The organism is Singulisphaera photorubra, assembly GCF_045290345.1.
Lineage (GTDB): Bacteria > Planctomycetota > Planctomycetia > Isosphaerales > Isosphaeraceae > Singulisphaera.
Window position 1 is genome coordinate 5,589,035 of record NZ_CP155447.1, and the last position, 12,186, is coordinate 5,601,220.

Sequence of the window (12,186 nt, forward strand, 5' to 3'; positions counted from 1 at the left end):
AAATCGGGACCCCCGCGCTGACCTCGCCGCAAATGCGTCAATTGATCGCAAGCATGATCGCGGAATATTTAAAGTCCAGCGATCCGTTGATGCAGAGTCGTCGCAGCACGCGATGGCTTCAAAGAAACGAGCTCGCACGGTTTTATTTCCATCGTTCTCGTAAGCTTATGCCACGATTGAAGAACAATCTGCGGCTGTAGGCAAAACAGTAGAACTACTGATGGTCCCGACAAATGGGTTTCCGCCGATGCGGATTTCGACGCGGCTCGGCGGCCCTGGGGAGGCCGACGAATGAAACGGCTCCGGGTGTGAACGTAGAAGACGTCAAGAGGTTTGCGACGGGGCGCGCTCCGGTACCGCGCACAAGGTGCTCTCCCGGGTGTGAACGTGAAGACGTCAAGAGGTTTGCGACCGCCGGATGACGTCGGCGAGGCAATCCGTGACAGGTCGGCGATGGAGAGGTGAGACCGGCGTAACGTTCAGCGAGCTGTGATTCGGATTTCTGGCTGGTAGGGGATAACGTTCGGAGTACAGTCAATGGCCATGCACCCAAACTGGACAAACCAGGAAGCTTGAGCAGGCCATGAAGACTCGCGGACATGTATACAGTTTTTCCTAATTCTCCAGTTTCCCCAATTGAAGTGCATGGCTTCTGATGGTCAGGTTTCCGAGGCCTGTTGCTATGCTTCCGAAGATGCAAGCCGGGCTGCGTAAGCATCCATTGATTCAATATTACTAAAGACGGGGCATCCTTTAGATCCAAGGACTGCGATGCACCGATCGAGCATGTCTTCATTATCCTCCATTAAGGTCCATGCTCTCCCATTCTGATCCGAATAATGAATCAATCCTGGGATTGTGTGTTCCGTCCGGTAAATCCAGTAACGTCTCAACGGAGCGAACCGTCGCAAGTGGGCTACAGCCTCAAGGTCGTTTACCATTACATCCTCATTTGTTCAGGGGCGCGTCATCCACCTCTTCGGAAGGATACGCTTCGGGATCGGTGAAAGTCCAGAAGCACGAAACACCGTTGTCTGTCCAGGAACCGGTCCCCAAATGATCTGAGATACGGACGGTGCGCCCTTTGGATTTCTGGCCCAGATAGAGTTCAGGAATACAGTCATGCAGTCGGTGGCCGTGCACCCAAATTAGGCAAACCAGAAATCTTGGGTACAGTCGATTTGCCAAATTCTCCAGTTTCCCCAATTGAAGTGCGTGGCTTCTGATGGCCTGGGGCCGGACGACGTTGTTGCTGGCCACCGACCCGCTTCAGGACCTGCCGCCCTCTTCAGCGCCCGCTGATCGGGCGTGGGATGATTGGCCAAGCGATAGAACGCCGCCGCTCGCATGGGCCCACCGCTGCCAATCCAAAGCGAGGGTAGGCCGTCAGGCCGGTGGACTCTCCTCCCACCAAGTTTCCGGCATTAAAGAAGTGACGCACCAGCAATCGTCGATACCACGGCCGCTCTCGCCGATCGCCTGCAAATCCCGGACGTGGCCAACGGTCACCGAATGTATAGCGGACTTGATTTGCGTGGTTATTCTCGCTACGTTGCGCAAGTCCGTGGCCGGACTGACCTAGGAGCACACGCCCCCAATGCCCGCCAACCTTCCTCCCCAGTACAGCAAAGCCGAGGAAGAGCTACGCAAGGCGTTGACCCCCGCGGATCGGCTCGAAAAGCTGCGTGAGATGTTCCGCCTCCTGCCCAAACATAAGGGGACGGAAAAACTTCAGTCAGATCTCAAGCAGAAAATCAGCCGGGCGAAGGATGACCTTGAGGGGGCGAAAACAGGAGGTAAGAAGGGGGGAGTGAGCCATCGCGTTCCGCGCGAGGGGGCGGGCCAGATCGTCTTGGTGGGTGCTCCCAACGCGGGCAAGAGCGCGATACTGGCGGCCCTGACCAATGCCAAGCCCGAGGTCGCCCCTTACCCGTTTACCACCCGGGCTCCCTACCCCGGCATCATGTCCTATGAGGATGTCCGGATTCAGCTCGTCGACTTGCCGCCCATCTCAGCCGACTTCCTCGAACCCTGGGTTCCCAGTATCATTCGCTCGGCCGACGCCGCGATCCTGGTCGCCGACCTGGGCAGCGATGACGTGGCTGATGGCGTCGAGATCGCCCTGACCCGCCTCAGCGAGGTTCATACCGAGTTGGTCGGCACACTCCCCTTCGACGTCGAGGACGAGACGATCCAGCATGTCAAAACGCTGATGGTCGCCAACAAGCTCGATGCCGAGGGGGCCCAAGGCCGTCTCGACGTCCTGAGAGAATGGTTTGCGCCAAGGTTTCCCATTTTACCGATCTCGCTCGAGAGGGGGGAGGGCCTGGACGATCTGAGGCTTGCCTCGTACGATTTACTGGGCGTGATGCGGGTTTACACAAAATTGCCCGGCAAGCCGGTCGACCGATCCAAGCCATTTACCATTCCCATCGGTGGCACGGTCCTCGACCTGGCAAGAGAGATTCATCGCGACTTCGAACAATCTTTGAAATTCGCAAGGGTGTGGGGAACAGGGGTCTTCGAAGGGCAGACGGTCAAACGCGACCATGAGCTCCACGAGGCCGATGTCGTGGAGTTGCACGTCTAGGGACGGGACGGATCGAGAACCGACCGTCCGTTTCGATTCGGGTTGGCGAGGGAACGGATCCAATGGGCACGGCCCTGATCGTTGAAGATCACCCTGATCAGGCGGAGATGGTGGCGCGACTACTCCGCCTGCACGGCTACGCGTCGATTGTCGCCGAGACCGGCGAGTCGGGGCTCGAAATGGCCCGACGGCTTGAACCGGACGTCGTCCTGCTCGACCTGATGCTTCCCGATATCAACGGGTTCGACGTCTGCCGTCGCCTGCGGAGCGACCGCGTGACGATGTTGACTCCGGTGGTGATGCTCACGGCCCTGGGGGGTTCCGAGAACCGACTCCGCGGCTTCCGCGTTGGGGCCAACGCTTATCTCACCAAACCGTACGGAATGCAGGAGCTCTTCGACGCCATCAAAGCCGCACGCGCATGGCGAACCGAGATCGAACTGGAGAAAATGCAGGGGGAGATCCACGTCGAGTTGAATAGCGAGATTACCCTGCTCCAGGACCTGAACGACTTCTTAATGAGCCTCTGCAAGTCGACCCCTCTGGATCACGACCAGGTCATGCAGTTGCGTCAGGCCGTCATGGAGATCGCTCAGAACGCCATCGAATGGGGCAATCGCCACCAGTCGGACCGGCTGGTCAACATTACCTACCGGATCTTCGACGAGCGGATCGAGATCGAGGTTCGCGACCAGGGGAGCGGCTTCGACCTCAATAACCTGCCCCACGCCGCCATGCCGGACGACCCGTTCTCGCACCTCGACGTCCGCGATAAGCTCGGCCTCCGCGCGGGGGGGTTCGGACTCATGATCTGCAAGGGGATGGTCGATGAGTTGCGTTATAATGACGCAGGCAACGAAGTGACCCTGATCAAGCAGTTCAACCCGCGAGATCCCGCCTGATGCGAATCTCCGAGCGATTTCCCAAGACGGTCCACCGATGAACCAGACGCGGCCTACCCTCCTGGTCGTCGACGATGAGCCCGAAGTGCTCCGATCGGTCCACGATCTTCTGCGGCTCGACTACCAAGTCATGACCTGCCGCCGAGGGCCGACGCCCTCAAGGTCCTCGAATCGACCGAGGAGATCCATGTCGTGATGTCCGACCAGCGCATGCCCGAGATGTCGGGTGTGGAGTTGCTCCATCACGCCAGGCAAATCCGCCCCGAGGCCACCCGGCTCCTGTTTACCGCCTACGCCGACATCAGAGCCGTCGTCGATGCGATCAACGAAGGGAACATCTTTCGCTACATCGCCAAGCCTTGGGATCCCGCGGAGCTCGAGTCGGTCATTCGCCAGGCCGTCGACCAGCACGACCTCATCGTCGAAAAGGCGCGATTGGTCGATCAGTTGCAGGCGACCAACCGGCAGTTGGTTGAGGCCAACCGTCTCAAGGCCGCGTTCATCGAGGTCGCCAGTCACGAGCTCAACACCCCCGTGGCGGTCATGCTGGGAATGACCGAGCTCTGGAAGATGTCTCAGGATAAGAACGCCTCTCCACTTGAAAAAGGCTGGGTCGAGCGAATTCAAGGAGCAGGCAAACGCCTGGCGGGCACGGTCGAGCGCATGCTCAAGCTGGTCCGAAGCGGTCAGTTTGGCCACACTCTCTCGCTCGAGCCGACCGTGCTCGACACGCTAGTCCGCCAGGTCGTCACGGAACTGACCCCGTACCTCGACGCGCGCGACCAAACCGTGACGCTCGACCTCCGCCCGGAGCTCGGGATCGCCCTGGTTGACGCCGCGAAGTTCTCCGACATCTTGACGAACCTCTTGATCAACGCGATCAAGTTCACCCCCGATGGGGGAACGCTCCGAGTCGCGGCCGGACCCCACGGCCCCGATCACGTGCGGTTCGAAGTCGCCGATCCTGGCGTCGGGATCGAGGAAGCCGATTGCGTGCATCTGTTCGAGCCGTTTTTCACCAGCTTCGACACGATGCACCACTCCTCAGGGGACTACCAGTTCGGCAAGCGAGGGATCGGGCTGGGCCTCTGCCTGGTCAAAACCTTCGTCGAACTCCACGGCGGAACCATCGAGGTCGCGAGTTCGCTCGGCGAAGGCTCAACCTTTGCCTTTATCATTCCACGCGGAGTTCCCGCCGCACTCGTCACTTCCGCCCCAGGCTGATCCGAGCCAACCTCACCGCGAATCCCGGCCCTTTGATCATGACCCGGGACTCTCGGGGCACGGGGGAGCGTGCTCGGCAGCCCCCGCGCGATCTTCGATGTAGCGTCTGAGGTAGTTCAGGAACGTGGGCAGCCCTGCCTGATCCCATGCGGCCTCGATTGCTTCCTTGAGCCGCTGGTTCTCAGCCTGGAGATCGCGAAAAGCCTGAGCGTCACTCGACGCCGGGTCAATCGCCAGCACCTGGTCATGAGTATTGACCGAAAGCATGAAACCGGCCTCGTTGGGCCAGGGCTGGATTTGCAACTTCATATGCGGGTAGCGGAGGTTGCCCAACCGCAATGCATAGATGGGCGAGCCCCCGCTGGCCGGGTTGTCCACACGCTCAAACGGAGCGCGCGTCAGGAGGGCGGCCGGCTTCACGTCCGAGGGCCACTCCAAGCGACGACGGACCACCTCGGGAGGTGAGCCCGTCGAATAAGCCTGGGCAAGATAGATCTCCAAAGCTTGTCGGAGGATATCGATCCGCAAGCCCTGAAGTTGGTCTGATACAGCCGGCTCGCGCGGCTCCATGATCGCTCCCAAACGACAGCGAGTCGACCTTCAAAGACACGGCCGCGATCGTCACCTTGCCACTCAAAAGCATGAGGGACAACCCGGGTATCGCCCCCTGATCGACGGTCTCTTCAAATCACGAATGACGACTCCATCATAGGCGAGACCGGCGCGGGGACGCATCACCAAATCCGGAAAACGACCAAGGAGCCACGAGACCCGCAATGCCTTCTCAGCCCGTCGACTACCCCACAGTCTCCATGACAATCGTCATTTTGTCCTGTCCCCCATGCTCCAGGGTTCTCAGTCCGCCATCCACGCCCTTACTGGCCAGGTTGATCGCGTCGGTCGTCTGGGTATAGGGCTCCAGCGAGATCACATCATCCTCGCGAGGCGGCGTGTAGACGACCAGCTCTCGGAAGTTGCGATCGAAGCTCAACCGAAACTCCGCGGCCAGGTTCTCGTCGACGAGCCGGCAAACGCACCTGTCGTTCTTCTCGAACGCGAGGCCGGTCAGAACGTCGTCGAGTTTCAAACCCTTTCGTGGCTGGCCCTTGCGGAAGTCGACCCGAGCCTCCACCTCCCGGCGCTCCCCGGTGGGAAGGAATTGCTCGAGGACCCACTCCTTCGAGGCGGGAAGAACGACCTGCGTTTTCTCCGGGTCGCCGCCCGCTGCCAGGGGAAGGCGAAAATAAGGGTGAATGCCGAACCCGTACGGCAGTTCGCCGGCCGTTGGGTTGTTCACCGTGATCGTCATCGTCAGGGTCCGGCCGGCGAGTTCGTAGCGGACCTCCAGAATCGCGTCGGTCGGCCAGTTCTCGAGCATCTTGGGGGTGGCTCGCGAGATCTGGTACCGTCCCGTCAAGGAGGCCCCTGACTCACCAGCCTTCTCTTCGATCACATCCCAGGAGGCGTCGAGCGCAAAGCCGTGGATGGCGTTGGGAGCCAGGCCGACTGGCAGCCGATAGGTTTTCCCCAGGAACTGGTACGTCGCGTCCCGGACCCGGTTGGGATACGGAAAGAGGATGGGAACCCCATTGCGGGCCGGATTTCGCGGGTGGTCGGCCCAGTCAGGCTCCGACACGATCACCGGGCGGACCTGGCCGGCAACCGGGAGCCGCAGGTCGAACAGGTTGAAGCCGTAAGAGGGCAAGATCGACGCCGACGAACCCGTTGCGTCATCGTGCAGGGTGTAGACCTTTCCACCGCCGCGTGCCTCGGTGCTGACCCGGTACGCCATGATTGGGAGAACCTCTTGACTTTGATCCTAGTGGAGAGGGGAAGCGGGCTCGAAGCCCGGACATGCAACCATTCGATCGCGAACGGCTCAGGATTGCAAATGTCCGTCGGTCGCGTAAGATTCGGAATCGTTGTCACGCACCTTCGGAGCTTTTCGAGATGCCCAGTTTCGCCGCGGACACTCTCACCGCATTTGTCACCCGTCTCTTCACGGCGGTGGGGGTACCCGACAATGAATCGGCGACCGTCGCCCGAAGCTTGGTGGGTGCCAACCTGCGTGGACACGACTCGCACGGGGTAATGCGGGTTCCGCAGTACGTCGATTTCCTGAGAAACGAGGCGTACCGGATCGCGGTCCCGCTCAAGGTCGTGAGCGAGACCCCCGCGGTCGTCGTTTGCGACGGTCAATGGGGCCTCGGCCAGGTGCAGGCGCACCGGCTCCTGGACCTGATCTTGCCCCGCGCCAAGGTGCTCGGGCTGGCGGCGGGTACCGCCCGTGACTGCGGCCATATCGGTCGCCTGGGCGAGTATGCCGAACGGGCGGCCGACGAAGGGCTCGTCCTCCTCGCCACCGTCAACAACTGTGGCGCCGGGCAGCGTGTCGCCCCTCCAGGGGGGCTCGAGCCGCGACTGGGAACCAACCCCCTCTGTGCCGCCGTGCCGACCAACACCGATCCGGTCGTCCTTGATTTCGGCACCAGCGTGGTCGCGGAAGGCAAAGTCCGCGTCTACCACATCAACAAGAAACCGGTCCCCGAAGGCTGGCTCCTCGACCCGCAAGGCCATCCCACCACCGATCCCTCGGTGCTCTATGAGAAGCCGCTCGGGTCGATCCTGCCGATGGGAGGGACGCAAGCCTACAAGGGCTTCGGCCTGAGCCTAGTGCTCGACATGCTCTCGGGCGGACTCTCGGGAGGCCGGTCGAGCCACTCCGACGCTCCCGCGGCCAAGGGGAACAACGTGGTCTTCCTCGCCCTGGACCCCAACCGATTCTCGGGCCACGACGCCTTGGTCCGCGAGTCAACCCAGGTGGCCGACTACGTGCGGAATACCCCCCGCGCCCCCGGTGTCGAGGCGATCCTTTTGCCCGGTGACCCTGAGCGAAGGACCCTCAAGCAACGGTCGGCCGAAGGCGTTCCGCTCGAAGACGCCCACTGGGCCAAACTGGCGGAACTGGCCGAACAACTGGGGGTTGCTGTCCCCGAGATGCCGGCCGGAACCCCCTGACGACTAAGCTTCGCTTAAAATAAACGCTCAAAAGGCGGAGCCGGAAAGGAGCCGGACGTTCGCGTAGGGAGTGAACTCCGCCGTCCGGATGATCCCTTTGACCCCCAGTGATTGTTCTTTGAACTCATGATGCGGAATCTCGTCGACATCCACGTCGCCGACGATCTTGAGAATCTCCTGATACAGCTTCGGGCTGAATTCAGTGATCTCGCTGGCGACCGTAATCGATTCGATCACGAGCTCTTCCGCCACGGCGCGGAGCACGTCAAGAAACCGCGGAATGCCCGGCGTCAAGGTCAGGTCGATCACGTGGCCATCGGGAGGAAGGGGGTAACCGGCATCCACGATGAGTAATTCGTCCATGTGTCCCAGCTCGGCAAGCAACGAACAGATTGCCGGGTTGAGGATGCCACCTTTTTTCATCAGTACAAATTCCTTATCGGCGCGGAACCCGCGTAAACACATCAGGTTCGATCGAGAATGATGAACTGGTGCCACGCCCACCGCATTCAGTATAACCGTTCTCCCCGCCGGCCTCCACACCATTGACCGGGGGAAGGAGCCTTGATGACCCGGCCGACCTGGCATTCGCCGATCCTTCCGTGCCTCGCCTTACTCCTCTGCGGGATTCCCGCCGCCGCCCTGGGACAAGCCTCGAGCTCGTTCCCCGCACGCCTGCCGAATGGAATCGAGGAACTCCAAACCGCCTCCTCCTCCTGGCAAAGGCGGCCTGGACCCAAGCGGGTCGTGGTCGACCAGGTCTGCCTGGTCCCCGACTTCGCAACTTTCCTCGAAGCGATCGCAACCTGGGATGAGGAACACTACTTCCCCATCCTGATCGACGACATCGAACTCACATTCAAGTTCCTTCGCGCCTTTCAGCCCGCCCGGATCGTCCGGTTTCCACGCAAGGCCGAAACAATTCCGGCCGATCAAGTCTGGGCTCGCGTTCTCCTTGCGGTCGGACACGCCTGGAGCAAGAACAGCGAGGCAGGCGCAGCCCCCTTGGCGGGAGACAGGGTTCCCAGGGCGCTGGGCGAGACTCCTCCGGGCGTCGTCCTGTCGGAACCGGATAGTCCGTCACTGGCGGGAGCAGTGGCCCTGGCCGCGGGGCGATTTCAGCCAATCCTCCGCTGGGACGTCGAGAAAACGTTTGGAGACGTCCTCTCGTACGACGAGGCGCGCGAGCTTGCCGCATCGTTCGAGTCGAAAGTCGGCGATTGCGTCCCGAGCTATAACCGGTTGGGCGACGACTGCGACTTCGTGACCCTGGCCGGCGACTGGCCTTACCGATACAACCCACAATCGGGTCAAGAAGGGCCCAAGGCCTTCGATGACTTGATCGGCCGGTCGGGCGGTGGCCGGATGCGTTGGGCCTTTGGCGGCCGGCTCATCGGCGAGGCCTCCGCCAGCGTCTATCGGGCGATGTGCAGCCTGTTCCTCCAGCCGAAATCGGCCCTTCTCATGAACACGTACGATGAGAAGGACAGGACCTGGTCCACTTACGCGATGCGCGACGCCTCGCGACGCCTCTCCCAGCTCATGCCGGTCACCCACCGCTCGGGCGATCGCGCCAACCTCGCGGGCTGGCACCAGAGCTTCGACCCCGTCAATCGCTCCGGTCTCGTCATGATCAACAGCCATGGTGAGCCGAACCGGTTCGGCCTTGTCGGAGGCTATGGTCTGGTGGGGGATATACCCCAAACCGAACCAGCGGCCGTATTGATGATCCACAGCTACTCGGCCGCCGAACCGGCCGACCCCAACACGGTCGCGGGGCGCTGGCTCGCCAACGGAGCCTTCGTCTACTTCGGCTCGATGCACGAGCCCTACCTCACCGCGTTTCGGCCTCCCGAGCTCGTCGCGGCTCTCATCGAAAAAGGGATGCCCTTGGTCGCGGCCATGCGCCAGTCGCCCTACGAGGCGCGTGGCGAGCCGTGGAAGCTGGTCTACCTCGGCGATCCCCTCTTTCAGGTGAAGTCAGGTGCCGCGCCTGCCCGAATCGCCCCCAAGGACTGGCCGGCGGGAGCTTCCTGGCCGCGCTATGCGGTAACTCCCCGGCCGGCCGCTGACGCCTCGAACGACACGCGACTGGGCTGGGCCGTCAAGACCGCGGTCGCCCAACTCCAGCGCGAGCCTGGCGCGTCCCCTCGCGACAATCTCGACGAGTTCCTGACGACGATCCGACGGGCTCAGCTCGAGGCCGGCCTGCGTCCCTACTTCGACGCGCTCCTGTCCGATGTCATGCTCCAGAAGAATCAGCCCGGAGAGTTGAGCACCCAGCTCGCATCGATTCCCGATTCCGAGCAGTCCCCAGCGGTCAGGCGACTCCTGGAGACCTGCCAATTCTTGATGCTCGAGCACTACCTGAAGCGCCGGGAGTTCGCCCGAGCTGAACGAATCTGGAGCGATCTGATTCGCTCCGATCGACCGCCCGACATCCTGGAGCAAATCACCGGCCGCATGAGCGTGCTGGCCGACTCTCCATCCCACCGCGCCGAGTGGCAAACCATGCTGATCGCCGTGGGACGCCGGCTGAAAAACACCCCGGCCCAGCCTGTCATCGAAGCGGAACGGCAGCGGATCGCAAAGATCGCAAAGACACGATGATCCGCTCGAGAGGGGAACCGGGCACCAGGAGGGGCCGCCAAGCCGCTTCTCAAAGGGCAAGACTTGCTTCATGAGGGAGCCGTCGACTCAGTCGGGCTCCCTCTCTCGTGACCGAGCCGATCAAGGGCGGGCGAACGGCAAGGTGAGCGAGGCTCGGTGCGGGCCGGCAAACGCCGCGACAACTTCGGGGAGGGCCCCCAGATGAAGGTGGACTAAACTGCCAATGGCGTGATGGTGATAGGAAATGTCCCCCTGCGTCGTGAGCGTTCCGAAGCAACTGGGGCAATCCAAGGGGTCGGCCCCGGGCAGCAAACGCCAGCGGCCCGACTTGTAGCCCCGCACGATCGTCCCCTTGGGGCCGAGCCAACCGTCCCGGGTCAAGGTCCGGGTGACCGGCATCGGCAGTCGGGGGACGGCCCGCACTTCCGCGTCGAACGGCAAGATCCCGGCGCCCGGTACCCGGCGATCGCCGAGGATCATGGCGCGACCAAGATAGGCCGTCCCTCCTCCTTCGGAATAGATCCGGTGGCCCCGGCAGACGTGCGCCCGGAGCGCGGCGATCAGACTGAGGTTCTCGGCCAAGGCATCGGCATGCTTGTCCGGAAACCCACATCCAATCATGACCAGGTCGATCGCCTCGGGGAGCGACTCATCCCGCAGTGGTGAAAACTCGACAAGCTCCGCGCCCAGCGCCTCAAGCGCTTCGAGCGTGTCGGGGAAATAGGACCCAAACGCCTCGTCTTGGGCGTAGGCCACCCGAAATCGGCGGTAGGGCAAAGGCTCGGGCTCGGCCGGGACGGAAGGGAAGGGACGGCTCTGCGCCAGGCTTCGAATCGCCCCGAGGTCGGCGAACCGCAGGAAACTTGCCCCGAGCTTGCGGAACAGGTCGTCGTCCAGGCGCTGATCCCGAGGCGACTGCCGGATCGCCGCACGAACTTCCGGGAGCGCTTCGACCGCCCCGAGCACCGGCTTCCGGGCCATCAGGGTGACCAGGTTGCGGTACGCCTCGTAATCCTCGGAATTCTCCAGGCCGTCAAGCAGCACGGCATCCACACCCGCCGGCAGGTGGGGGAGATGGAACTGATCCAGCGGCAGGCAAGAAACAAGGGCCACCACCGGCAGGTCCAGGGCTGCTGCGATTGGCGCGAGCCCTCCTGGTCGATCGTGCTGTGCACTCTCGAGAGGAGCTGTCGGCTCCTCCAGCGTTCCTTCGATAAGACAGAGGTCCGCCTGTCGTGCCCCTCGCAAGAAAAGCCGGCGACAGACATCGTCGGGCATCAACCAGGCGTCGAGGTGCCGACCGGGGAGCCCCGTGACCTGTCCAACCGCCTCGGTCCCGAACGGACAGGCCCGCGATCGAAAATGTTGGACTCGCCAGCGCCGGTCGGTCAGGCCGGCCAGCCACGCCAGACTGGCCGGCGAAGGCTCCGGCCCAGACGCAGGTGTCGCCAGGGCCAAACGGGGGTGGAAGCCCATAAGTTAACCGAAGTCCTTAATTTAACGGAGGGGGCGTGACCGTCGAAATCGCGTCCGTTGCAGACGCGGGCTCCAGGCCTCAAACCAACTTACGTGGAGGCAAGGAGTCTTGGGGACGGAGGCGCACCCAAGGCCTGGGTACGACATAATTATCGCGAGTGATTGAATGATAGAGACAAGGTTTGTTTGGTCAAGCCCGACTCGCGCCCACCCCGGTTTTCACCTTGCCGTGTTCCCATCATTGAGCTAGCTTACCGGCCCCTTGATCGATCCATTGAAATTTAACGTCTGGATCTGTCACGGGCTCAATCCGTTCGATGCGACATCCGGGCAATGCGGCCTCTCGTTTCGAGGAACCAGATCCTC

Annotated in this window: 9 protein-coding genes; 5 read left to right on the forward strand and 4 right to left on the reverse strand. The window is 62.1% G+C overall.

Going from position 1 to position 12,186, the window contains the following annotated elements; genetic code table 11:
• Positions 1-1,597: 1,597 nt before the first annotated feature.
• The 3 genes from V5E97_RS21120 (at position 1,598) to V5E97_RS21130 (ending at position 4,716) form a co-directional block, all read left to right on the forward strand.
• On the forward strand, positions 1,598-2,590 hold the full coding sequence (locus V5E97_RS21120) for a GTPase (RefSeq protein ID WP_406693508.1): 993 nt from the start codon (positions 1,598-1,600) through the stop codon (positions 2,588-2,590).
• Between the two features lie 62 nt (positions 2,591-2,652).
• On the forward strand, positions 2,653-3,492 hold the full coding sequence (locus V5E97_RS21125) for a response regulator (protein WP_406693509.1): 840 nt from the start codon (positions 2,653-2,655) through the stop codon (positions 3,490-3,492).
• 195 nt (positions 3,493-3,687) lie between these two features.
• Positions 3,688-4,716 carry a hybrid sensor histidine kinase/response regulator gene (locus tag V5E97_RS21130; RefSeq protein ID WP_406693510.1) on the forward strand — a complete coding sequence of 343 codons (1,029 nt, stop codon included), beginning with the start codon at positions 3,688-3,690 and terminating at the stop codon, positions 4,714-4,716.
• 36 nt (positions 4,717-4,752) lie between these two features.
• Here the strand turns inward: V5E97_RS21130 and V5E97_RS21135 are convergent, their stop codons facing one another.
• The gene (locus V5E97_RS21135) at positions 4,753-5,286 is read right to left on the reverse strand and encodes a hypothetical protein (protein ID WP_406693511.1); all 534 of its coding nucleotides are present in this window, start codon (positions 5,284-5,286) and stop codon (positions 4,753-4,755) included.
• A 226-nt stretch (positions 5,287-5,512) separates the two neighbouring features.
• The gene (locus tag V5E97_RS21140) at positions 5,513-6,508 is read right to left on the reverse strand and encodes an aldose 1-epimerase (protein ID WP_406693512.1); all 996 of its coding nucleotides are present in this window, start codon (positions 6,506-6,508) and stop codon (positions 5,513-5,515) included.
• 158 nt (positions 6,509-6,666) lie between these two features.
• On the opposite strand from V5E97_RS21140, the gene V5E97_RS21145 reads away from it, so the two are divergent.
• Entirely contained in the window at positions 6,667-7,734 is a 1,068-nt protein-coding gene (locus V5E97_RS21145; RefSeq protein ID WP_406693513.1) for an Ldh family oxidoreductase, read from the forward strand.
• A 27-nt stretch (positions 7,735-7,761) separates the two neighbouring features.
• Here the strand turns inward: V5E97_RS21145 and rbsD are convergent, their stop codons facing one another.
• Positions 7,762-8,157 carry a D-ribose pyranase gene (rbsD, locus tag V5E97_RS21150; protein WP_015249798.1) on the reverse strand — a complete coding sequence of 132 codons (396 nt, stop codon included), beginning with the start codon at positions 8,155-8,157 and terminating at the stop codon, positions 7,762-7,764.
• 144 nt (positions 8,158-8,301) lie between these two features.
• On the opposite strand from rbsD, the gene V5E97_RS21155 reads away from it, so the two are divergent.
• Positions 8,302-10,344, forward strand: coding sequence for a hypothetical protein (locus tag V5E97_RS21155; protein WP_406693515.1), 2,043 nt, complete (start codon positions 8,302-8,304; stop codon positions 10,342-10,344).
• A gap of 120 nt (positions 10,345-10,464) precedes the next feature.
• Here the strand turns inward: V5E97_RS21155 and V5E97_RS21160 are convergent, their stop codons facing one another.
• Entirely contained in the window at positions 10,465-11,820 is a 1,356-nt protein-coding gene (locus V5E97_RS21160; protein WP_406693516.1) for a cobyrinic acid a,c-diamide synthase, read from the reverse strand.
• Positions 11,821-12,186 lie beyond the last annotated feature (366 nt).